The following is a 24,609-nucleotide window of genomic DNA, read 5'->3' on the forward strand; positions in this document are numbered from 1 at the left end:
ATAGACTGAAGTCGCTTGAAACTTAATACGTAAAACCTGACACTGCTTTTTATGGAACCACAACGATTATCCAAAATTATGGCGCAGCGCGGGATGTGTTCCCGGCGCGAGGCGGACCGGTTTATTGAACGTGCACTTGTTATCGTGGACGGGGAGCGCGTTTCCGAGCTGGGCACAAAGGTGTCGCCGGACGCGGACATTCAGTTGGTGGAAGCCGCGGAAAAACATCAGGCGGCGCAGGCGACGTTTCTGATCAATAAGCCGATCGGCTATGTTTCGGCCCAGCCGGAAGACGGGCACCGCCCGGCTTCCGATCTGCTGGACCGGCCGAATCAGTGGAGCGAGGACCGCTCGCCGCGCAAATTTCATCACGGCCAGCTTCGCGGACTGGCCCCGGCCGGTCGGCTCGATATCGATTCTCAGGGATTGCTGGTGCTGACGCAGGACGGACGGATCGCGCGGCAGCTCATCGGCGAAGATTCATCGGTCGATAAAGAATACCTCGTGCGCGTTACCGGGCATCTTTCTGAAAAAGGGCTTCAACTGCTGAATCACGGGCTCAGCCTCGACGGTAAAAAACTGAAACCCGCCCAGGTCAGCTGGCAGAATAAAGACCAGCTCCGCTTTATTCTGCGTGAAGGTAAAAAACGGCAGATCCGCCGGATGTGCGAACTGGTCGACCTCAAAGTCGTCGGCCTCAAACGCATCCGTATCGGAAAAGTCGTGCTCGGAAATCTCCCCGAAGGCCAGTGGCGCTACCTCGGCGACCGTGAGCGCTTTTAAAAACAGACCGCGGAATACACGCTTTCATCATTTAACTGCTAAAGCAGACGATACCTTGTGCCGCCATCCTGGCGGCTCTGCCCTGAAAGCAAAACGAACGTGGAAAATACTGTGGAATTTTGCTGTCCGGACAGCGTGATATCTACTGATTTCTTGATTGTTGTTTCTTTCTTTAGAATAATCTCATTCTAAAAACTAGACTGAACAATATCTTGCGGATGAGATAAAGAAAAACCCCGCCGAGGCGGGGTAATAGGTCAAAGACCTTCGGCATATAGCCTTATTGTGAAAAGACAGTTCTAATTTCTTTTCTGAGTCAGTTTTTATGTATTTTTTGAAGAAGGGTCAATACGAAGCTGAAAGGAAATAATCATGGGAAAGCGTATTCTGGGTTTGGATCTGGGCACCAACAGCATCGGCTGGGCCGTGGTGGATGATTTGGGAAATGGGCAGTTTGATCTTGTTAAACGGGGGGTTCACATATTTCAAGAGGGTGTGAAGATCGAGAAAGGGAACGAATCCTCAAAGGCCTCTGAGCGGACGGGGTATCGCTCTGCGCGTCGTTTGAAATTTCGTCGCAAATTGCGCAAAATCGAAACGCTGAAGGTTTTGTCTGAAGCAGGTTTTTGTCCGTCGCTAACCGAGGATGAGCTGAAAGCATGGCAGTCGAAGAAGGTTTATCCTGAAAACCCGGCGTTCCGGAAATGGTGCAAGACGTCTGAACCGAAAACTACGGAATCGGGAGAATATAAGAATCCGTACTACTACCGTTGGCTGGCGGCGACTACGAAGCTTGATCTAGATAATGAATCAGATCGCTTTAAATTGGGCCGTGCTTTTTACCACATTGCGCAACGACGAGGATTCAAGAGCAATCGTCTGGACACGACGCAGGAATCAGATGGGGTAGTTAAAAAAGAAATTTCCGAGCTTTCTGGAAAAATGGATGGCAGGACATTGGGGCAGTATTTCTGGGAGGATTGTTATCAAGAAAGTTCACCAATCCGTAGAGTGCATACTTCCCGAGATGAACATTATTTGGCCGAATTTGAGTTCATCTGCAAGAAACAGGACATTCCCAGCACCCTGAAAGACGAACTTCATCGGGCGGTCTTTTTTCAACGGCCACTCAAATCGCAAAAGGGTTTGGTGGCAAACTGCCCGTTTGAACCGAAGAAAAAGCGTGCGCCAGTCTCGCATCCGTTGTTCGAGGAGTTCCGGGTTTGGCAAACGCTGAACAACATCAAAATCCAGACACTCGATGATGACCGATTGCGTTCATTGACGATGGAGGAGAAATGGAAGGTCATGCCGCTGTTTTACCGGGTGAGTAAAGCGCATTTCGATTTCAAGGATATTGCGAAAAAGTTGACGCCGCGAAACCAGACGCATGCCTATTATAAGGGGCGTGACTCTGGTGAAGCTCACGTGAAATTCAACTTCAGGGACAGCCAATCACTTGCCGGGTGCCCTTTTATAGCGAAATTGAAAAACCTTTTGGGTGAAGAGTATGCCCAAACCCTGTTCGATTCGTATACGTGCGCAAAGACACGGAAAAACGGTGATGCCAAATCGGTGGAAGATATTTTACATGAAGTTTGGCATGTACTGTTTTCTTTCGACGATGTGGAGAAGGTCAAGGAATATGCCAAAACTAGGTTGGGGCTGGACGACGAACAGGCGGAAAAGTTTGCGAAAATCAATCCACCCCAAGGCTATGGTGCATTGAGCCTCAAGGCGATTCGCAAAATTCTCCCGTTTCTGCGGCAGGGGCTGATTTATTCGCACGCAGTATTCTTTGCCAACCTGGACCAGGTGATAGGCATTTCCGCTGCGGACAATGAACGGGTGAAAGAGGATATTGTGAGATTGGTTGATGAGCACAACCAATATATTACCGAATCGCGGTGTATTAATGAGTTCGTGAGGGAGTACAAGGAAAGTCCGCGAACCTTTGAGGCAAAGTATGAATTGCGCAGACCACAGGATTTGAAGCTACCGGAACAATTACATGGGCGTGAGGAGAGCATCTGTAAAACGATCTCAACTCAGATCGGTAGAAACAACGGAAACGGAGAGTATTTACCGATAAGGCGGTTGGAAGAACGGGTCGGCGACTATCTGAAAGAGCAATTCAATGCCAGTTCAGATGCGGTCAAAAGGCTGTACCATCCGTCCAAGGAGGAGACGTATAAGGCTGCTGAGCGCGCAGAAGATAACAAATTCTATCTTGGAGACCCGCGAATATCTTCAATCCGCAACCCGGTTTTCATGCGGGCGATGCATCGGGTTAAGGCCGTAGTTAACGAATTGCTCAAACAGGGCGTTATTACAGATCAAACGCAAGTCCATTTGGAAATGGCGCGCGAACTGAACGACGCAAACAAACGGGCAGCAATTCGAAGATGGCAGCGAAATAATGAAACGACCCGTAAAACGTATAAAGAAGCGATCGAAGAAGACTTAAAAGCACAGGGGATAGACCGAGCGGCTACGGATGACGAAATTCTTAAATACCAGTTGTGGGAGGAACAAAAGCATATCTGCCCATATACGGGGAAAACCATAGGCTTGCGCGATTTCATCGGTGAAAACCCTGTTTTCGACATTGAACATACCATTCCCCGAAGTCTCTCCTGCGACAACTCACAGGAAAACAAGACGCTGTGTGATCGAGAGTATAATCGGACGGTTAAAAAGAAACGCATACCGTTCGAATGTCCCCGGCACGATGAGATCCTTCAACGAATCGCGCATTGGGAGGATCGGATCGATGACCTGAACAAACTAATTGAAAAACAAAAGCCGAAGAGTCGGTATGCAACCACCAAGGAAGCAAAGGACGCTGCAATCCAGAAGCGTCTTCTGTTGGAGTTTGAGCGAAACTACTTGCGAGAGAAATGCCGCCGTTTCACGATGGAAGAAGTGACGGGAGGATTCAAGAATAGTCAATTGGTCGATACGAGAATCATCACCAAGTATGCCCGGTTATACCTGAAAACCGTCTTTGCCACAGTGCATACCGTCAATGGTAAAACGACCGATGATTTTCGCCGGTGCTGGGGGGTGGATAAAAGCCGGGACAACCATGCGCACCACACCGTAGATGCAATTGTGGCGGCTTGTGTTACGCGGGAGCAATACGATGCTCTTGCTAGCTACTACCACGACTACGAAAGCTACGAACTCGGCGATTCTGCTACCCCGCAAAAACCTCGTTTTGGGAAGCCATGGCCAACCTTTACCGAAGATATGAAAGACCTGAAAAACCAGATGCTCGTATCCTATTACGCGCCCAACAATCTGCTTAAGCAAACGAAGAAACGGGTAAAGGTAGGAGGTAAGCGTGTATTACAGCAAGGCAAGAGCGCAAGGGGGTCTTTGCATAGGGATACGTTTTATGGACGTATTAGTGAGCATGGTGATTTGAGGTATGTGGTCAGGGTTCCTCTGGTGCACAATCCGGGTGGCGGGGTTTTTGGGTTTGATTCGAAAGCATACGACAAGAAGGATGAGCTGTATGACGAACGCCAAGACTGGAAAACGAAGGATTTTGAGCGGATTGTTGACCCGATAGTTAGAGATAAAGTTATTAAGTCCGTGCAGCAACGCATGGTTTCGGGATTGTCATTTAAGGATGCCTTATTAGAGCCCATATGGATGAACAAAGAGAAGGGGATTGCTATTAAGCGTGTGCGTTGTATAGCAAAGCCCAAGGGGGCGTTTCCTCTCAAGAAGCATCGGGATGTGTCTAAGCGAGACGGGGCTAGATGGAAGAAAGAGTACTATGTTGAAAATGACGAGAATTACATGATTGCCTTGTACAACGGCAAATCTGCCAAAGGCAGGGCATTGGCTGGCTTTAGGGTTCTTAATAATTACACCGCCACTAATTATGCAGGTGAGGGTGGCTGTCCCGATTCCATTGACGTGCGGGATGTCGAGTGCGAGCTACAGCAGGTGATTCAGATAGGAGATGCTGTTTTGGTTTATGCTGAATCTCCAGAAGAGCTGAAGGTGCTTACGTCGGCTGAATTAAGTTGTCGATTATACGAAGCATTTGGGATCAATGGACTGGATGGCCGTGTACAATTCAGGCATCATATGGAGGCAAGAGATGACAAGGAACAGGACAAAGCTACTGCAAGTTTCTCTGTCGATCTCCCCGTAAGTAAGATCAAAGTAAGCCCATCGAATATGAAGGTGTTAGTTGAAGGTGTTGATTTCCGGCTAAGTGTTCTTGGTGAAGTCGAATTCACGGAGCAGCAATCATGTTAAAGCGAACGGTCTATTTCGAGTCGGCGGCGCATCTTTCCTTTAAGAACGGACAGTTGGTGTATACGCCGAAGCCGGAGGGTGAGGTGCGGACGGTGCCGGTGGAGGATATCGGTTTTGTGGTGCTGGATAATCACAGCATTACACTGTCGCTTCGCTTGATCGAAGAGCTGACGGCGAATAATGCGGCCGTTGTGTTCTGCGATAAGCTGCATCATCCTACAGCGATGTCGGTCCCGTTCGATGGCAATACCACGCATGCCGAAACGCTGTCTGCGCAACTGGACATGTCGGAGCCGCTGAAAAAGCAGCTGTGGAAACAGACGGTCGAGGCAAAGATTAAAAACCAGGCGGCTATGCTGGAACGCACAGGATCCGGCGGGGCGGAGGCCTTGCGCCGTCATGCGGCGAGTGTGAAAAGCGGCGATACCGATAACCGGGAAGGGGCCGCCGCACGGATCTACTGGCAAAACCTGTTTGGTGAAGATTTTCGGCGCGAACGGTTCGGCGGTTCGCCGAATCATCTGCTCAATTATGCTTATGCCATTTTACGTGCAGCGGTTGCGCGGTCGCTGGTGGGGTCCGGTCTTTATCCGGCCATCGGCATTCACCATCACAATAAATACAATGCGTTTGCGTTGGCGGACGATGTGATGGAGCCCTATCGGCCGTATGCCGATGACGTGGTGTATGGAATATGGAGTGCGGCCGACGAACCCATTGAAGAACTTTCCCGGGAACACAAACAGCAGCTGCTCAAGCTGCTCGCTGCGGATGTTCACATGACGAATACCCTGCGGCCGTTGATGGTGGGTTTGTCGTACACAACGGCCTCGCTGGCGCGTTGTATTCGCGGTGAACAAAAGAAGATGGATTATCCTTTAATGAAGGCGGTGGAAAATGTCGGAGGTGCGGCTTAACGCGTATAAGATCATGTGGCTGTTTGTATTCTTTGATCTGCCGACGAACACGAAAAAGGAGCGCCATGACGCGGCTGTGTTCCGCAAGCGGTTGTTGGGTGACGGCTTTACCATGATGCAGTATTCCGTGTATACGCGGCACTGCGGAAGTTCTGAAAGTGCTGATGTGCATACAAAACGGGTGAAGAAACTCGTTCCCTCCAAAGGGCAGGTCAGTATTCTGCGGATTACCGACAAACAGTATGGGAGCATTATCAATTTCTGGGGGAAGGCGGCAACGCCGGTTCCCCCGAAACCCAGCCAATTGGAATTTTTCTGACTGGCGGGTATCGCAGAGATAGGTAGAATGAAAAAAATGAACGGTAAATCTACTTCATGGTTGGAGCCATTCCATTTTTCCTTCGGCACCTTAGTTGGTAGTTCCTTGGAAAATAGAGAGTTATGGCGGCTATGTTGTGGATTGACAGTTCTTTGAAATCAGAAGCAACTCCGATCAGCGATTATCTCTTCGGCACGCTGTTGTGGATTGACAGTTCTTTGAAATCAGAAGCAACGAAGATATCCAGTTCCTCAGGTGTTCATGTGTTGTGGATTGACAGTTCTTTGAAATCAGAAGCAACATTTTACCGCAACAGCCCACGGGTTGCTTAGTTGTGGATTGACAGTTCTTTGAAATCAGAAGCAACACAAATCATGTTCGTATATATCTTCGCGGGGTTGTGGATTGACAGTTCTTTGAAATCAGAAGCAACAGGGCCTAGGGGGTTGAGGGCGCGTGGTGAGTTGTGGATTGACAGTTCTTTGAAATCAGAAGCAACTTATTGGCAGAAATTACCGCGCCGCATCCGGTTGTGGATTGACAGTTCTTTGAAATCAGAAGCAACGTGCTCCGTAATTTGGATTGTTTTTGCCAGGTTGTGGATTGACAGTTCTTTGAAATCAGAAGCAACACAGGGTTTACTTTTCTCCCTCCCCCCATAGTTGTGGATTGACAGTTCTTTGAAATCAGAAGCAACTTTGCCGAATTCAAACTTTTGCCCATCGAGTTGTGGATTGACAGTTCTTTGAAATCAGAAGCAACAGCAAAGATTGCGGCCAGCGATAAGCCTTAGTTGTGGATTGACAGTTCTTTGAAATCAGAAGCAACTGGTACATGTCGCACTTTTGCGCGCCGGCGGTTGTGGATTGACAGTTCTTTGAAATCAGAAGCAACTAGAGGTAAAGAAACATGGATCGATAGAATGTTGTGGATTGACAGTTCTTTGAAATCAGAAGCAACCAAGATAACTTGCAGATAGACCCGGAAAGGGTTGTGGATTGACAGTTCTTTGAAATCAGAAGCAACGAAGACGACCGCGAAACACTGATCCGTGAAGTTGTGGATTGACAGTTCTTTGAAATCAGAAGCAACTACGCTCTAACAGAGGCGCGTTCGGTGTCTGTTGTGGATTGACAGTTCTTTGAAATCAGAAGCAACAGATTCAGACGCAAAAACCGATCACCCAAAGTTGTGGATTGACAGTTCTTTGAAATCAGAAGCAACTGTTTTCCTGGAAAACAAGCATATCACGCCGTTGTGGATTGACAGTTCTTTGAAATCAGAAGCAACAAAGTCCCGGTTCATTAATTGACTGGTCAAGTTGTGGGTTCTCGTTCGCACAGCTCCGAGTCGCTTCGCGTGACTGTTTTTGAAATCAAAAGCCGTTTCAGCTTTTTGTGAGCTGAAACGGCTTTTGTTTTTTATGATCTGTATTCGCTTTAAATTTTTTCAGCGAACGTAATACGGAATGCGATGCTTTCCCGGGTGGGCAGGACTGAAGGTTTGGTGATTTTTAATCCGTCCGGGGTTTGTTCCCACTTTAGTTTTTCATCGCTGCCGAGCAGTTTCACGGTTTTTACGGTATGGGGTTTACTGCGTGCGCCGGTGGCGAGTGATTTGATCAGAAGATCCGTTTCCGGGGTGGCGAGGCAGAAGGCGTAGAGGGTTTGGCCTTTTTTTGTGAAGCGGAAGTCGGCCTGCGTGTAGGCGGTCATTTTGGTTTCCATATTGTGGTCGGCCGCATCGATGAATACGCCTTCGCCATAGACCTCCCAGGGGCGGGTGCCGTAAATGCCTTCGCCGTGGATGTTCATCCATTCCGCCATGCCTTCGAGGAAGGTGATTTCCTGGGGTTCAATGGTGCCGTCGGGTTTCATGGGAATGTTCAGCAGCAGATTGCCGTTTTTGCTGACGGCATCGAGCAGCATGTGAATGACTTTGCCCGGGGTTTTGTAGGTGACGTCGCGGCGGTAGGTCCAGTAGCCGATGCAGGTGTCGATCTGCCAGGGATTGGGATCAATTTCATTTTTTGACCCGCGTTCGACATCGTCCACCAGTGCCCGGCCGGTGATTTTATCATTCATTTTGGTATTCAACACCACATCCACTTTACCGTGCCGCTCCATAGAGCGGTTGTAATAGTGTGCTGCAATCCTGAGACCGACATTCTCCAGCGGCGCCTGCTTATCATCGAAATACAGCAGCGAAGGGTCGTACTTATCGATCAGCTCCCGGGTGCGCAGGAAAAACGTATCCAGATAAGTCTGATTCGGCGGGGTATTCCACTGGCGCGGCGGGCCGTAAAGATCGCGTGGATCATAGCCGTCCCACCATTTTCCTTTTCCGTCTTCTTTGGTCATGTGGCCGTCATAGGGGATGCCTTTTTTCGGACCTTCACGATCCGCTCCGAAGGCCGGGGTCATCCAGCTCCACGAACGGGCGGCATGCACCGACACCCCGAAGGGGAGGTTGTGTTTTTTTGCGGCGGTTTTCCAGCCCGCAATCAGATCCCGTTTTGCACCGATGTTGACGGAGTTCCACGGCTGGTACGTGGAGTCCCAGTTGTCGAAGTTGTCATGGTGATTGGCCAGCGCGACGAAATAGCGTGCGCCGGCTTTTACATAAAGATCCATCAAATAATCCGGGTCCCATTTCGCGGCGGTAAAATCCTTGCAGTAATCCTTCGCTCCGACTTCCGAGGGGTGGCCATAGTGTTTCACGTGATAATCATAACACGCATTGCCGCGCTCTTCCCACCAGCTGTTTTTCGGTTCGGGCCTGTAGAGGAACATGGAACACCAGTCGCCGGTTCCCGGCACGCACTGCACACTCCAGGTGGCCCAGATGCCGAATTTGGCATCGCGGAACCATTCGGGGCATTCATAGTTTTCCGCCAGCGAATCCCAGTTCGGTTTAAAGGGGCCTTCGGCATAGGGAAGCGCGGTGTCGAGCATTCCCGGACTCATACGGGCGATCCCGCAGATCAGTAGCACTGGAAACGTGATTTTCATGTATATATCCTTTTGCGATTAAATTTTGTCTTTAAATGTAAGTCGGAAACAGAGGCTGTAATCCGTTGGTATAAATTCAGGTTTGCTGATCTTAAGACCGTTTCCGGTTTGCTCCCACTCCAGCGGTTCGTCACTGCCGAGCAGCTCTACGGTTTTCACGGTGTGGGGTTTACTGCGTGCGCCGGTGGCGAGCGATTTGATCAGAAGATCCGTTTTCGGTGTGGCGAGGCAGAAGGCGTAGAGGGTTTGGTCTTTTTTTGTGAAGCGGAAGTCGGTCTGCGTGTAGGCATTCATTTTGGTTTCGAGGTTGTGACCGGCGGCATCAATGAATACGCCTTCGCCGTAGACCTCCCAGGGCCGGGTGCCGTAAATGCCTTCGCCGTGGATGTCCATCCATGCAGCCATGCCTTTGAGGAAGGTGATTTCCTGCGGTTCAAGGGTGCCGTCGGGTTTCATGGGAATGTTCAGCAGCAGGCTGCCGTTTTTGCTGACGGCATCGAGCAGCATGTGAATGACTTTGCCCGGGGTTTTGTAGGTGACGTCTGTGCGGTAATGCCAATATCCGATGCAGGTATCGATCTGCCAGGGGTTGGGATCAATATCATTTTTCGAACCGCGTTCGACATCGTCCACGAGGGCGGGTTTGGTTGTTTCATCGTTGAGCTTCGTGTTCAGCACGACATCCACTTTGCCGTGCCGCTCCAAGGCGCGGTTGTAATAGTGCGCCGCGATTTTCAGTCCGACGTTTTGGAGGGGTGCCTGTTTGTCATCGAAATAAAGCAGATCCGGATTATAGCGGTCAATCAGCTCCCGGGTCCGTAAATAAAAGGTATCGAGATATTTTTGAGAGGGAGGTGTCCGGGCGGTGCGCGGCGGGCCGTAAAGATCACACGGATCGCAGCCTTCCCACCATTTTCCTTTTCCGTCTTCTTTGGTCATGTGGCCGTCATAGGGGATGCCTTTTTTCGGACCCTCACGATCCGCTCCGAAGGCCGGGGTCATCCAGCTCCACTGACGCGCGGCATGGACGGAGACTCCGAATTTAAGCCCGCGTTTCCGGGCCGCTTTTCTCCAGCCCGCAATCAGATCCTGTTTCGGGCCCATATTTACCGCATTCCACGGCTGATATGTTGAATCCCAGTTATCGAAGTTGTCGTGATGGTTGGCCATCGCTACAAAATAACGGGCACCGGCTTTCTGATACAAATCGAGAAGATGGTCCGGATTCCATTTGGAAGCGGTGAAATGGGGAATGTAATCTTTCAAGCCGATTTCGGACGGATGGCCGTAGTGCTCAATATGATAGTCGTAGCACTGCTTACCGCGTTCTTCCCACCACGCATTTCTGGGCGGTGTGGGTTTGTATAAAAACTTTGCGCACCAGTCGCCGGTTCCCGGCACGCACTGTACGCCCCAGTGTGCCCAGATCCCGAATTTGGCATCGCGGAACCATTCGGGGCATTCGTAGTTTTCCGCCAGCGATTCCCACGTGGGTTCGCATGGACCATCGGCATAGGGAAGTGCGGTGTCGAGCTGGGCCCGTGCAGATCCCAAGGTCAGCAGGGCGGGGAGGATCCATTTTTTGTTTGTGATCATGTTCTACTCCATAATAGAGATATTCAGATTGTCAATAAGGTTGTCTAAAACGCTGCCGGGGTTGGCTGAAACGCCGGTGTTCCATTCGATGATGTCGATCGGTTTTGAGAGATCGCCCGTTGTTGCTTCGGTGTATGTATGGAATTTCCGATCGGTTTCCGGGTGGATAGTCCATTGTGTTTTCCCGTTTCGTTTCCCGGTCAGCGACGGAATGAACTCTCCCTTGGAACGGTTGGCCGCAATATCGACGGCATTCACTTTAAAGGTTTTCTTTTCCCCGCCGGATTCGATTTCAAAGGTTCCGGCTTCGGAGTCGGCTTCATAGGCTGCTTTGATGGCATGGCCGACACCGCCGGTTCCGTCGGTGCCGCCATGGGCGGCGGTGCGCCCTCCGGTAATCAGGGTGATGTTATTGTCCGTTTCCCGGTATCCATAGGCGTTCCACCATTCGCCGGAAGAGGCTTCCGACCAATCAAATTGCGCGGTGCCTTTAGGATAGGAATATTTTGGAGCCAGGGTCAGCTTGTAGCACCACGCATGTTTGCCGTTGGCATCAGCCGGGAAGTCGAGGTGCAGGCCTTTGTTGTCGCGGATCCAGTCAACCGCGCCGGTTCCGATGAGTTCCGCTTTTTTAATGCCGCGGTCCAAATAGGGATAGATGTCGGCCAGTTGGGTTGCGGTCACGCTGCTCCGCGTCGGACGGTCGAGGACTATCACGTAAAGCGTGTCGCCATTCTTGCTGCGTGTATAGCGGATATCCTCTTCGGTGTAGATGGCTTCCCAGTTTTCGTTGAAATGACCGTCTTTGGCCAGTTTCGTGGGTCCTTCCTCGGCAATAATCCAGGGCCGTGTGTCATAAACCGCTTCGCCATTCATTTTAAGCCATTCCCCGATGTCGAGCAGGGTGGCCTGCTGATCGTCCGGAATGGTGCCGTCGGGTTTCGGGCTGACGCAGAGCAGCATGCAGCCGTTTTTACTGACAATATCCACAAGAATTTCAATGACGGCTTCCGGGGAGCGCGATTTTCGGCCGTTGTAAAACCAGCCGCCCAGCGGTGTATCCGTCAGCCATGGATCTTCGCGAATAACGGTGGAGCGCCCTTTTTCATAGTCCAGAATTCCGGCCTTCGGCGGAATGCAGACATCAAATTTAATCTTGTAGCACAGTCCGATGTCCTGATTGTTCTCTTCGGCATTATTCAGCAGTCGGGCAAAGGCTTTCTTGCGGATATTGTCGCTCAGCAGTTCCAGTCCCATATCGAACCAGATCAGGTCGGGATCATACTTCACACAGGCCTCCTCCAGTTTTTTAAACCACAGCTCCTCATATTCCGCATCGGGATATTCTGCAAAACTGTCGTTGTCCGATGAAAATTCGTGCGGTCGGCAGTAAAGATCCTCATTGCCGGGCTGTCCACCGTCGAAGGCGTAGGAATGATAGAAAAACCACCAGGTGAAGGCATGGTGGAAGGTCATGACATATTTCATATCCCGCTTTCGGATTTCCTTTTCCAGCTCAGCGCACATATCGAATCCGACGGTGTCCATAATATCCCAGCGGGTGTATTCGGAATCCCAGAGATAGTAGTTGTCGTGATGCACTCCCATCGGACCGCTGAATTTAGCGCCGGATTTTTCAAACAGATCCGCCCAGGCTGCTGCGTTAAAGTTGGTTGGCTGGAACAGCTGGATAAAATCCTTATAGCCGAATTCATGCTGATCACCGAATTTTTCACGATGCAGATTAAACACCTGTGCGGGATCCCATTTGAAATTATGATTCGGCGCATTATTCCAATAGATCGCATTGGTGTTATACATCGCCCAGCCATACCATTCCGTGGTGCCGTACTGCGTAGCGACCGTGGCAGGTGCCAGGCAGGTGTAAATGCCGAATTTGGCATCACGGAACCATTCAGGGGTCCGGTGCTGCGCAATGGAAGGCCACTCCTCTTTGAAAATGCGGCGGTTTGCGGCGGGTTTCGCAGAGGATGTTGTGACGCTGATGCCCCCATCCTGCACGTTGTTATCCGCATGGGTCTGTGCTGAAGAGCCCAGGCCTGCAATCATCAGAGCGGCTGAAAGTCGGTATGTTACTTTTTTCATCGGTCACCTCCGGTAGATGGATGCGAAACAGTGAACGGAATTTCGCCGAAAAACGCCATGGACATATTTCAGATAAATCTGGACTATATTACGGTATATGAATTCCGTACGGTTAAGATCTGAGGCTGCTGTATTAGAATTTCTTCATGATAGGGGAATTCATGCTGGACAATTATCCGATCTAAGTACGGCCGAGATCCGGTATGCGCAGCGCGGGGCGGTTCCCGGTATGCGGGTGACTCATCTCTCAGATGAACTGAAGGCTGAATACCTGAAACGGCCGATTACTGAAGGGTTGCTGTGTCTGCGCGCAGGACACCACCAGGCGCCGCCCACGCATTATCTCCCGCGGCCGGAGGGCAGCGAGGATACCATCTTTATTTTCTGCACAGACGGGCGGGGCTGGCTCGAGGTTTCCGGAAAAACACATGTCATTGAGAAACATACCGGTTTTCTCATTCCAGCCCATATTCCGCATGCCTATGGAGCGGATCCGGATTGTCCCTGGAGCACCTACTGGACGCATTTTCAGGGAAGGCAGGCTGCGGATTATATGCGGATGATTACACCGGACCCCGAAAATCCGGTCTTGCATCTTCCGGAACCGCAAGCGGTTCGAAATGGATTTGAACAGCTGTATCAGCAGATGAATGATGTTCACACCTATACGGCAGTCATTGCGGCAAGCGGGGTGCTGAGTCACCTGCTGGTCACTGTAATGCAGAACAGGCAGGCGGTGGAGGTCCGGTTGCGCGGTGCCGAAGAAGGTCTTTCCAAAACCGTTGAATTCATGCAGCGCAATCTCGGTCGCCGGCTCACACTGAAGGATTTGTCGGCTGTAGCAGGCATCAGTCCGAACCATTATGCAACGATGTTTCACCGGTGCTATGGCCATCCGCCGATTGATTATTTCAACCGGCTGAAAATTCAACGGGCCTGCGAACTGCTGGCGGCGACCCGGCTGCGGATCAGCGAAGTGGGGGAGCTGCTCGGTTTCGAGGATGCCTTCTATTTTTCGCGCCTGTTTAAAAAAATCATGGGGGTTTCACCACGAGGTTATCGTTAATTCCTCTCAAATTGAGATTGCGGAATGTTCCGGGGTCTGGAAGCGTGATTGCATGAAAACTTTTTTATTCGATATCGGAAACGTACTCACCAATTTTGATTTCCAAAAACTGCTGCAGGCCTATTCGGACCACTCCGGCCGTTCGTTGGAGCCGCAGTCCGACCGGGATGAAGAAATGTATGTGAGTGTGGAAAAAGGACTGCTGAGCGAAGCGGATTATGTGGCCTATTTGAATGAAGCCAAAGGGCTCAATTGGACGACAGATAATCTACATCTGATCTGGCAGGAGATTTTCAGCCTGAATGAAACGGGGAACCGGCTGTTTGATAAGGCGAAGAGATCGGATGCCCGGGTTTATACGCTGAGCAATATTGCCGACTATCATATTCGAGCCATTGAAAACAACTGGAACGGTTTTTTTGAGGGCACCACCGGGTTGTTCATGTCCTACCGCATGGGCGTGCGTAAACCTGATCCGCGGATTTATGAAATGGTGCTGAAGGAACTCGGCGTCTCCGGCAGCCAGTGTTTCTTTATTGATGATCTCGCGGAAAATGTCGCCACGGCCCGGGAGCAGGGAATTGAGGCCCACCAGTTCATTCCCGAAAATTACGAAGAAATCGAACGCAAGGCGCACGATTTCTTTGGATGGTGATTAACCGCTGCGGGAAACACCGGCGAAACCGGTGTCCATCCTAAACCGGATGTTCATCAGTTGTCTTTCGCGCCGGCGTTGATCCAGGCTTTGATCTTTTCAATTTCCTCTTTGCTGAAGGCCGGAACGCCGGATTTCGGCGGCGGCATAACGAGTGCTCTTTTGCCGAATGTCACTTCCTGGGCAAGTACCTTAACCAGTCCGCTTTTCTCGGGGTTTCCTGCCACGACCGCTCCGCCGACTTTCCCCAGGAGGTCCTTTTTTTCATTGAAATAGGCGCCGTTTTTAATGGCCCCGCGAATCCCGCTGTCCGGCGCGTGGCAGGTCCCGCAGGAACGCTGGAACAGCGGCATCAGGTCTTTTTCGAGGGATACTTCGGCGGCCGAGGCGGAAAGCACCGCGAGGCCGAATACAACAGCACTGATTTTTCCAATCATGGGAAGCTCCTTGGTTGATTATTACGGTGAATTCTCAACAGGAGGATGAAAACTTACAAGCAAATTTCCAGGGATTGGAACGCGCGGTCCAGCAGATTCCGGACTCCGGAATTCCGATCCCTGAAAAGTAAACGTTCCGGGATCGGTTCACTGCATAACATGTTTTATACGGAAAAACCGCCCGCGAAAAATGCGGGCGGTTTTCCATTTCCAATCATTGGAAATTTCAGTCTGCCAATACTTCGTTGAGGCGGGCGGCGAAGCCGGCCGGATCGTCGAGCTTGGCGCCGGAGGCAATTACGGCCTGATCGTGCAGGAGCTTGGTGAGGGTTTCAACCTTCGGATCTTTTTCATTCGCATTGTAGAGCGCCTGTACCTTTTTCACCACGGTGTGCTCCGGGTTGAGTTCCAGCACACTTTCGCGCGGCGGAACGTCCTGACCCATGCGGCGCATCATTTCTTCGATATGCGGGCTCATGGACATTTCGTCGCCCACGAGCACGGCCGCGGAATCTTTGAGGCGGGAGGTGAGCTTCACCTCTTTGACGCCGTTGAGCAGATCCTTGGCGTAGCCGATGTAGCCTTCGAATTCCTTTTCCTCTTCCTTCAGATCATCGCCGTCGATGTCGCCTTTGTTGACCGCTTTGAGTTTTTTACCTTTGTATTCCATCAGCTGCGGAATCACAAAGTCGTCGATCGGGTCGATCATCAGCAAAACTTCTTTGCCGTCGGCTTTGAATTTTTCGAGGTAGGGGGAGTTTTCAATGGATGCACGGTTTTCACCGGCGAGGTAGAGAATCTCTTCCTGGTCGTCGGACATATTTTCCACATAATCCGCAAAGCAGGTTTTTTCGCCGGCTTCTTTGTTCGTGGATTCGAACAGCAGGAGATCGGCGATTTTCTCTTTGTTTTCCCAGTCGGACTGCAGACCTTCTTTGAGGATGGTGCTGAAGTTTTCGTGGAAGATCTCGAATTCCTTGTAGTCCGTTTTCTTCAGGTTCGCGAGCGTTTTGAGCACGCGGGATGTCAGGTTTTTACGGATTTTGTCGAGCATCGGGTTTTCCTGCAGAATTTCGCGGGAAACATTGAGCGGCAGATCGGAGGAATCGACCACGCCCTTCACGAAGCGCAGATAGCCCGGCAACAGATTTTCGAAGTCGTTTCCGATGAAGACGCGCTGCACATAGAGGTTCAGGTGCGATTTGGGGTCGTTGTTCATCATCATGTCGAACGGTTTGTGTTCGGGGATGAAGAGCAGGGCCTTGAATTCAATCGCGCCTTCGGCGTTGTAGTGGATGGTTTCCGCCGGCGAGTTGGTGTCGTGTGAAATATGTTTGTAGAATTCACCGTATTCTTCATCGGTGATTTCGCTTTTCGGACGCAGCCAGATCGCTTTCTGCGAGTTGATCTGTTCTTCGACCTCTTCCTCCACTTCGGTTTCTTCGTCTTTTTTGGTGGTCAGCAAAACGACCGGATGTTCGAGGAAGTCGGAGAATTTTTTAACGGTGGATTTGATGGTCCATTCGTTCAGATATTCCGTGGCGTCTTCTTTCAGGTGCAAGGTGATTTCGGTACCGCGCTCCGTTTTGTCCGCATCGGACAGGGTGAATTCGCCGGTGCCGTTGGATTCCCATTTCACCGCATCGGCGCCATGGGCCTTGGTGACGACGGTGACGTCGTCGGCGACCATGAAGGAGGCGTAGAAACCAACGCCGAACTGGCCGATCAGTTCCGGGTTGTTTTCCAGGTCCGCTTCTTTCGCCTTTGCCAGGAACGCTTTGGTGCCGGAGTGGGCGATGGTGCCGAGGTTTTCGATGACCTGCTCGCGCGACATGCCGATACCGTTATCGGAAATGGTCAGGGTTTTGGCCTCTTCGTCGGCTTTCAGGGTGATTTTCCAGTCGGAATGTCCTTCGAGGATTTCCTCGTTGTTAAGGCCTTCGAATCGTACCTTGTCGATCGCGTCGGCCGCATTGGAAATCAGTTCGCGCAGGAACACTTCGCGGTGGGAATAGAGTGAGTGGGTGATGAGATGCAGCAGCTGCTCCAACTCAGTCTTGAATTGCATGGTTTCTTCAGCCATTTATATCTCTCCTTGTTACAGTTTAGTGCGAAATCAGTCGCGCAAAATACGAAAGCAGGGGGTGGGATTCAAGCCTGCGCTCAAATATTTTAAAGCTGAAATGGGCGCGGCTCATACCCTTTTTTCTTCTTTCAGCGTTCGGAAGAACACGCAGTCTATTTCCGGTTGGGGCGGGGTGACTCCGAAGTGGCATTCGGCGATCCGCTTAATGCAGCCTCATAAGGGTAAATTTCCAGGGTTTGGAATCCGGCGACAGGACTGAATGCGGTTGACAATCTTCCGGCGAACTCTTACCTATCATCGCCTTAACGGCGGGGTAACGCTTTGATGTTGAAATGGCTGTGTAACGTCTTCCGCCATCGATTACACCTTTAATATGGGGAAAGACTGTGTCCCCGTGCATCATTTTTACAACCCTGAACGCCGCAGGTTGAAATAAACGACGTTTAAAAAGAAGGTAGATCAATATGTCCACGGAACCCCCTAAATTATCTTCCGTCAACCTGCTCGGCATCTGGTTCGGCGCCGCCGTCTCCATCGCGGAAATCCTGACCGGCTCGTTTCTTGCGCCGCTGGGACTGGCCAAAGGCATCGCCACCATTCTGGTCGGCCACCTTATCGGTGCGCTGATCCTGTTTCTCGCCGGAGTCATCGGGGCGCAGAAAAACCTGACCTCCATGGAATCCACCCGGCTTTCGTTCGGCATATACGGGTCCTATGGATTCTCGCTGCTGAACATCATTCAGCTCCTCGGATGGACCGCCATCATGATTGCCAGCGGCGCGGCGGTTTTCGACGAAGCCGCAACGCAGCTCTTTGCCTACAGCAACCCGACGCTGTGGAGCATCGGCATCGGACTCTTCATCTGTTTCTGGATTGCTGTCGGCCTGAAAAACCTGGCGAAAATAAACGCCGTCGTCGTCAGCCTGCTCTTCATCTTCTGTGTCGTGCTTGGATTTGTCATTTTCCGCGACGCCGCGGCCATGGGGCCGCTGGCGGAAGGTTCCATGAGTTTCGGCGGCGGGGTGGAACTCAGCGTCGCCATGAGTCTTTCGTGGCTTCCGCTCATCGCCGATTACACACGCTCCGCCCGCCGTCCAATCCGCGGAACTGCTTTCGGCGTAATCGGCTATGCCGTCGGAAGCTCCTTCATGTTTATCATCGGCCTGGGTGCCGCGCTCTATTCCGGCACCTCCGATATCGGTCAGATCCTCATGGCCGCCGGTCTCGGTATTCCCGCGCTCTTCGTCGTCTTTTTCTCCACCACAACCACCACGTTTCTCGACGTTCTTTCGGCCGGCATCAGCTGCACCAATCTTTTTCCGCGTGCCGGAGAAAAGAGCGTCGCCCTCCTCGTCTGCATCGCCGGAGTGGCGCTGGCCCTGCTGGCACCGCTGGCGCAGTTCGAAAACTTTCTCTACTTCATCGGCTCCGTCTTTGCACCGCTCTACGCCGTGTTGTTTACCGACTATTTCATCCTCCGCCGTGCAGACAGCCTGACCCGGAACCTCAACCTGAAAAACGGACTGCTCTGGCTCATCGGATTTGTTCTGTACCGCCTGCTGCTCCCGTACAACACGCCCGTCGGCACCACCACCGTCGTCATCATTCTGACCGGAATCATCTGCGTTCTGTTTTACAAAGCAGAACAGAAATGGCTTTCCGCCAAAACCAAATAGCTGACGTGCGAGGCTTCCTTCCAGCGTGAAAGGGATAGGGCGCGGAATCTGCAGGGTGGGCTTTTGAGCCGGAAGTGAGATCGGGGACCTCGGCTGCAGTGGCGGCTGCGGTTTGCGGAATGGTGCGGGCTTTGTCTTCTGAGCGATGAGCAAGCGGGACGCTTACTCTACTTTCACGGGTTTGATCTTTCCAAGGGTTGGAAGGTGTAGGGCGGGTTCCCTGGGCCCGCCTGCGAGGTCGGGGACCTCGGCTGCATTTGCGGAGCATTTTATTCGCCGGCGGGGGGCATTTCGTGGAAATGTTTGACGGGGCCGTGGCCGCTGCCGATCTCGTAGGCCGCGCCACCGATGATGGCGTGGCTGATGTACGCTTTGGCGCGTTGGACCGCGTCCTGCAGATCGAAGCCGCGGGCGAGGAAGGCGGCGAGCGATGACGAGAGGGTGCATCCGGTGCCGTGGGTGTTCCGGGTGCGGATGCGTTCCGACTGAAGCAGCAGGTTTTCCTTTTTTTCAAAATCGTACAGCACATCGGTCAGCGTATCGCCGTCGAGGTGGCCGGCTTTGAGCAGGACGGAAACCTGATAGCGGTCGGCCAGCTCAGCGGCGCAGCGGGGCAGATCATCGTCGGCAGCGATCGGGGCATCGAGCAGGATTTCGGCTTCGGGAATATTCGGCGTAATGATGCGGGCTTTGGGAATGAGTTTTTCCCGCAGTGCGGTGAGGGCCTCGTTCTGCAGCAGGATGTCGCCGGACGTGGCGACCATGACGGGATCGAGCACCACATTTTCGATAGCGTACCGGTCCAGTGCACGGCAGACGACGTCGATAATTTCCGCAGAATGCAACATGCCGATTTTGATGGCGTTCGCGCCGATATCACTCAGTACGGCCTCAATCTGTTCTTCGAGGATCTGTGGAGGAATCGGGTGCACGTTACTGACGCCGACGGTGTTCTGAACCGTAATGGCGGTGATGGCCGTTGCGGCATAGCCGCCGCAGGCGGAGATGGCTTTGATGTCGGCCTGGATGCCGGCGCCTCCGCCGGAATCGCTGCCGGCAATGCTCAGTACGGTGCTGTATTTCATGATGTAACTCCGGTGCGGTTCAGATAATCATCGATCAGAGCGCGGGCGATTGTGGATTTTGACGGAATTTTTTCGGGCAGGTTTTCTGCAGTGTACCAGCCGGCGTCTTCGATTTCTTTGGGGTCTATCCGGATTTCGCCGCCGGCATAGTCGGCCGTGAAGCCGACCATCAGCGAGTGGGGGAAGGGCCAGGGCTGGCTGGAGTGGTATTGGATATTTTTAATTTCCAGGCCCGTCTCTTCCATGACTTCCCGGGCAACGCACTGTTCGAGGCTTTCACCCGGCTCCACAAATCCGGCAACGACGCTGTAGAGCCCTTCCGGAAAGTGGTGACCGCGCGCCATCAGCAGTTCGTCGCCGCGCGTGACCGCCACAATCATGCTGGGCGAAATACGCGGATAGTTCTGAAGCCCGCATGCCGGACAGATCATAGCCCGTTCTTTTTCGGAAGGCTCGGCTTTGGTACCGCATCGGGAACAGAACTGATGATTTTCACGCCAGGTTAGAATCTGCGAGGCGTAGCCGATCAAAGCATAGAGTTCTGTCTCAAGCTGGCTGTGAAGCGAGCGGATATCGCTCAATTCATATCCTTTGGGTACATCGGCGGATTCGTTCAGGCGGGCCGTATAACACGGCTCAACGCCATACCGTCCCAGATAAACCGCATTTTTAAGTAAAGGGCTGTCGGGATTCAGAATAGGGACGGATGCTCCGTCGGTCAGAATATCTTTTCCGTTGCGGAAGAGGAATGCCCGAACTGCGGCGGGGTTGGTCTCTTCCGGAAGAATGGCTGGGTAAAAGTTCATCCAGTTCAGCATAAATTATTTAATCGGCAAGGCACGTATAATCTGTCCCGAAATAAAGTCGGAGTTCGGGGGCTGGTAATTCTGCGGCCCATTGGAAGGGTGGCGGGGAAGACTCGCCTGGATTCACGGCCTGCAAAGCCGGGCAGGTTTATTATTCCTTTTTGTTTTTTGACAAAATAATGACCACTGAATTTAGGTATATCAATTCTTGAAACTGCTTTGAAATTATTTTTGGGGTGCGGGGCCCCAATCAAAGAGAAGCCGTTCGACTAAAAGGGGCCGCATTAATCATTATGAAAACATTCGTACTGTCTTTTCTTCTGTTGTTTTTCGTTTCCATTTCACATGCCACGTTGCCGCCGGGGGTGACGCCGACGCCGGCACCCGCCACCGCAAGTGGTTTGTCGGGAGGGCCCTTTTACTACGAAGTAACGGGGTCAACCGTGGGGTTCGTTTATGGTACGGACTTTTATGCTGGGAACTCCTCAATTGCCACAGCGGCGGTTCATGACGGACTTCTTGCCGATGGTGAAACGGGAGTGATTGAACTTACACTGGTTGGAAGGCTAAAACCCGTCGGTTCGACGCAAAACGGGATCACTTCATATGGTTACAATTTTTCTCTCCCTTGTTTTGAGATGGAATTATGTGTCGTAGCGGATTTTTCGATTATCTCACAGCCGCAGGGGGGCGTTCTGGCGGCGGGCACTCCGATTACGCTATCGGTCGGCGTTGATGGAACGGGGCATACGTTTCAATGGTATATCGGCGAGCCGGGGGATATCACCCAGCCGGTGCCCGCGAATAATTCATCGAACCTGACCGTCACGGCGGCAAACCCTCCGTCGACGTATTGGGTGGAGATCTCCAATGCCTCTGGTTCCGTTTCAAGCTTAGGAGCCACGGTTGCGGCTTTTGTAACGGAACCGTCGAACGACTGGCAGGACATCACCGTCAATGTTCAGGGCGCTTTATCACCCGATAATGAGATTGGTCCGCTTCTGGCGACGGGCTCTGAGCTCTATGTGCTCGGCGACACCGGGATTTTCCGAACATCGGATAATGGAAATAGTTTTAGCACGCTGAATACGGTCAGTGGGGCGGGCTATGATTTGGGCCTTACCGCGCTGCGTTTTGTGGAGCGGGCCGGCGATTATATTTATGTCGGCACCGATCCGGGAAGCTACACGGCGACACTCGGCTACACGGCCATGCACCGCCTGCAGCCGGGCGATACGGTCTGGGAGCAGGCCGCGCAGCCGGGGCTGACCGGTCCGATTAATGTTTCGGTGGACGATGTAAGTTATGATCCCGGTTCGGACATGTATTATGCGGCCAGCGCATTTGCCGGCTGCTATGTTTCCAGCAACGGGCTCCACTGGACCGAACGCCGGAACGGGCTGCCGGAGACCGGACTGCCCTATGGCGCTTTTGTGAATGCCCGGAGTGTGGATGCGCATGAAGGCAAGGTGTTTCTCAACCTCTACAGTGTTCTCGCCGAGAATAACGGCGGTGTGTATGTATCGGAAGACCACGGCCTGAGCTGGACCCGATCGGGGGGCGTGGGCGGTACGCCGGGCGGACTGGTGCGGTTCGGCAGCCGTCTGCTGTATGCTACCAGCGGGCCCGCTACCCCGGACGACGGTGTTTATTACACCGATGATGGCGGGAACTGGAAGTATAGCCCGTTTCTCGGCCACGGGTTTAATATCCGTGCAAATTCAACGCATCTGTTTACGGCCCGGGAGCGGCAGCTGCTGTTTTCCGCCACAGACGGGCTGACGTGGGATGCGCTCGATGACCTGAATCTGCCGGCTGATTTTTACGCAGATTGGATCGAGCCGTCGGAAACCCATCTTTTCCTTTACGGAACGGACAGCCAGGGTCCACGTCTATACCGCCGCACGCTGGCTTCGCTGAATCTCAGCCCGGCGACCCAGTTTGTGGTTGATCCGTCCGAGGCGGGATCGACGGTGTACGCGAACCCGGGACAGACGCTCTTTTTCAGCGGTCTGGCCGGCGGGGCGAATATCAGCTATCAATGGAAAATCGGTGGTGTAGATATCCCCGGTGCAACGGCGCCCGATTTAAATCTTGAAGTCACCGACGAAACCGAAGGAAATCTTACGCTGGAAGTGAGCGGTGATGGCGGAACCATTGAAAGCCAGCCGATATTGATTACACGGATTCCGGCAGAACCGGGATTTCAGGATATGCGTTTTGTGCAGCCGCCGCTTCCCATGCAGGGTTCGCTGGTGCTTTATGATGACTATCGTGTGCTGCAGATTGAGGCCCCGCGCATGCAGCTGCTCAGCACGAACGGTCAGGTGCTGGTCCGCAATGAACTCATTGGCGATTCCCGGATCCGCCGCGGCTTCATTGATTCGCAGGGCCGGCTGGTCGGGTTCGGCGAATTTTCCGTGGTGCGCCTCGATCCGGATACGTTGACGCCTGATCCGTCGTTTACCAATGTCGCTTTTTCGGGAGTCGGCGGGACAACCAATACGACCATCCGGCTGAACGATGTGATTGAGCTTCCGGGCCAGGGGTACCTGTGCGCGGTGAATAATAACACCACCTTGAATGGGGTTGGGGTTCCATCGCTCGTTCTGCTGGATTACGACGGTGTCCAGGTGCCCGGTTTTATAAATCCGTTTATTAATTATTCACCGAGCTACGCCCCGAGCGCCCTGCAGCTCGAGTTGACGCCCGCCGGAAAAATTCTCGTGCAGGTTGCGTCGGCAAAATGGGCAAACGGGGATAGTATCCCGAGTATGGGGCTGGTTCGCCTCGAGAGCAGTGGTGCACGGGATCTGAGTTTTTCCCAGAATAACGATAATATTCCGATTGCCAACCGGACCCTGCGTTTCTTCACCCAGCAGCCGGACGGGAAGATTCTTTATTCGGTGGACAACAGCCGCTACCGGCCGAAGCGTCTCAATGCGGATGGAACGTACGATGCCGGGTTCAACGGGGACGATACCGATTTTGAGCGGACCATTTTCGGTTTTATCACGGAGCCATCGGGCAAAGTGGTGGTCTACGGCGAGTTCGAGGCCTATGGAGCCCAACGGGCAATCGGCCATGCGCGCCTGCTGAGCAACGGGGATTTTGATCCGACCTACAACGCGGAAGAAGGCTTCAAGTTCTATAATACACAGAAGGCCGTCGGTGATGCGGTTTATGATGATCGCGGCTTTGTCTATTACGTCTCCTCCGATGGCGGCGGATATCGCGTAAGCGGGCAGACCGGCGTGGTCCGTGTGTTTGTCGGGGAAGAGTCGGAACCCAGCGTGCTGGATCTCTATCTGGAACCCTTTGGCCTGCCCGCCGGGCAGCAGGGCGAAGAGGATGATCCGGATGGCGACGGATTTAAAAATATCTTTGAACTGGCCTACCAAACCGATCCTTCCGCCGGGAACGATGCCGTCGAGCTGTTGCCTGGGGCGGGCAGCGAATCCGGAGCCGTTTTAAACGGAATTCTGGGAAGTGCTGTGCTGGATCCGGCGAAAACATATTACACGCAGACGGTCCGCCTGCCGAAAAATCCGCCGGCCGGGGTGACCGTGCGGCCCGTCTCCACCGACACGTTGCCGCTCTTCGGAAACGGATCATCGACACTCGTGGCCTATGGAGCGCCGATTGATGAAGGCGATACGATTTTGCAGACCTATTACCAGGCCGAAGATATGAGTGTCGCACCCAGAGGCTACTTCACGGTTGAAGCCTTTCTGGATTAACTGTGGTTCCCGGTCTCAACCGGCGGGCACCGGCGGCGGTGCCCGATC

General features: G+C 52.6%; 15 protein-coding genes and 1 CRISPR repeat array. Of the genes, 8 read left to right on the top strand and 7 right to left on the bottom strand.

Going from position 1 to position 24,609, the window contains the following annotated elements; genetic code table 11:
• Positions 1–51: 51 nt before the first annotated feature.
• The 4 genes from P9H32_RS14830 (at position 52) to cas2 (ending at position 6,297) form a co-directional block, all read left to right on the top strand.
• On the top strand, positions 52–783 hold the full coding sequence (locus P9H32_RS14830) for a pseudouridine synthase (RefSeq protein ID WP_322609694.1): 732 nt from the start codon (positions 52–54) through the stop codon (positions 781–783).
• Positions 784–1,155: 372 nt separating this feature from the next.
• Positions 1,156–5,061 carry a type II CRISPR RNA-guided endonuclease Cas9 gene (cas9, locus tag P9H32_RS14835; protein ID WP_322609695.1) on the top strand — a complete coding sequence of 1,302 codons (3,906 nt, stop codon included), beginning with the start codon at positions 1,156–1,158 and terminating at the stop codon, positions 5,059–5,061.
• Entirely contained in the window at positions 5,055–5,978 is a 924-nt protein-coding gene (gene cas1, locus P9H32_RS14840) for a type II CRISPR-associated endonuclease Cas1 (protein ID WP_322609696.1), read from the top strand. The genes cas9 and cas1 overlap by 7 nt, the downstream gene beginning before the upstream one ends.
• Complete coding sequence (cas2, locus tag P9H32_RS14845; protein WP_348534490.1) at positions 5,959–6,297, top strand: CRISPR-associated endonuclease Cas2; 339 nt, start codon at positions 5,959–5,961, stop codon at positions 6,295–6,297. The genes cas1 and cas2 overlap by 20 nt, the downstream gene beginning before the upstream one ends.
• Before the next feature lie 133 nt (positions 6,298–6,430).
• Positions 6,431–7,587: direct repeats of the CRISPR family, unit length 36 nt; unit sequence GTTGTGGATTGACAGTTCTTTGAAATCAGAAGCAAC.
• Between the two features lie 149 nt (positions 7,588–7,736).
• Here cas2 and P9H32_RS14850 read toward each other — a convergent pair.
• Genes P9H32_RS14850 through P9H32_RS14860 form a run of 3 tightly spaced genes read right to left on the bottom strand, consistent with a single transcriptional unit; the run spans position 7,737 to position 13,010 of the window.
• The gene (locus P9H32_RS14850; protein ID WP_322609698.1) at positions 7,737–9,308 is read right to left on the bottom strand and encodes an alpha-L-fucosidase; all 1,572 of its coding nucleotides are present in this window, start codon (positions 9,306–9,308) and stop codon (positions 7,737–7,739) included.
• A gap of 18 nt (positions 9,309–9,326) precedes the next feature.
• Complete coding sequence (locus P9H32_RS14855) at positions 9,327–10,904, bottom strand: alpha-L-fucosidase (RefSeq protein ID WP_322609699.1); 1,578 nt, start codon at positions 10,902–10,904, stop codon at positions 9,327–9,329.
• A 3-nt stretch (positions 10,905–10,907) separates the two neighbouring features.
• The gene (locus P9H32_RS14860) at positions 10,908–13,010 is read right to left on the bottom strand and encodes an alpha-L-fucosidase (protein WP_322609700.1); all 2,103 of its coding nucleotides are present in this window, start codon (positions 13,008–13,010) and stop codon (positions 10,908–10,910) included.
• Between the two features lie 229 nt (positions 13,011–13,239).
• Between P9H32_RS14860 and P9H32_RS14865 the strand changes: the two genes are divergently transcribed.
• Positions 13,240–14,076: an AraC family transcriptional regulator gene (locus P9H32_RS14865; RefSeq protein ID WP_322609701.1), complete on the top strand. Its 837-nt coding sequence runs from the start codon at positions 13,240–13,242 to the stop codon at positions 14,074–14,076.
• 52 nt (positions 14,077–14,128) lie between these two features.
• Entirely contained in the window at positions 14,129–14,731 is a 603-nt protein-coding gene (locus P9H32_RS14870; RefSeq protein WP_322609702.1) for an HAD family hydrolase, read from the top strand.
• 56 nt (positions 14,732–14,787) lie between these two features.
• Here the strand turns inward: P9H32_RS14870 and P9H32_RS14875 are convergent, their stop codons facing one another.
• Complete coding sequence (locus tag P9H32_RS14875; RefSeq protein ID WP_322609703.1) at positions 14,788–15,168, bottom strand: c-type cytochrome domain-containing protein; 381 nt, start codon at positions 15,166–15,168, stop codon at positions 14,788–14,790.
• Between the two features lie 226 nt (positions 15,169–15,394).
• Entirely contained in the window at positions 15,395–17,251 is a 1,857-nt protein-coding gene (htpG, locus tag P9H32_RS14880; protein WP_322609704.1) for a molecular chaperone HtpG, read from the bottom strand.
• Between the two features lie 467 nt (positions 17,252–17,718).
• Here htpG and cytX point away from each other — a divergent pair, with 467 nt between their 5' ends.
• Positions 17,719–18,930 carry a putative hydroxymethylpyrimidine transporter CytX gene (cytX, locus tag P9H32_RS14885; RefSeq protein ID WP_322609705.1) on the top strand — a complete coding sequence of 404 codons (1,212 nt, stop codon included), beginning with the start codon at positions 17,719–17,721 and terminating at the stop codon, positions 18,928–18,930.
• Between the two features lie 269 nt (positions 18,931–19,199).
• Here cytX and thiD read toward each other — a convergent pair whose 3' ends face one another.
• Together thiD and nudC are read right to left on the bottom strand one after the other, a co-directional pair.
• Positions 19,200–20,015 carry a bifunctional hydroxymethylpyrimidine kinase/phosphomethylpyrimidine kinase gene (gene thiD / locus P9H32_RS14890; RefSeq protein ID WP_322609706.1) on the bottom strand — a complete coding sequence of 272 codons (816 nt, stop codon included), beginning with the start codon at positions 20,013–20,015 and terminating at the stop codon, positions 19,200–19,202.
• A complete protein-coding gene (nudC, locus tag P9H32_RS14895) occupies positions 20,012–20,821 on the bottom strand; it encodes an NAD(+) diphosphatase (RefSeq protein ID WP_322609707.1) in 810 nt (269 codons plus the stop codon). The genes thiD and nudC overlap by 4 nt, the downstream gene beginning before the upstream one ends.
• Positions 20,822–21,114: 293 nt before the next feature.
• On the opposite strand from nudC, the gene P9H32_RS14900 reads away from it, so the two are divergent.
• Positions 21,115–24,561 carry an LCCL domain-containing protein gene (locus P9H32_RS14900; protein ID WP_322609708.1) on the top strand — a complete coding sequence of 1,149 codons (3,447 nt, stop codon included), beginning with the start codon at positions 21,115–21,117 and terminating at the stop codon, positions 24,559–24,561.
• The last annotated feature ends 48 nt before the right edge of the window (positions 24,562–24,609 follow it).

This window comes from Pontiella agarivorans (genome assembly GCF_034531395.1).
Taxonomy (GTDB): domain Bacteria; phylum Verrucomicrobiota; class Kiritimatiellia; order Kiritimatiellales; family Pontiellaceae; genus Pontiella; species Pontiella agarivorans.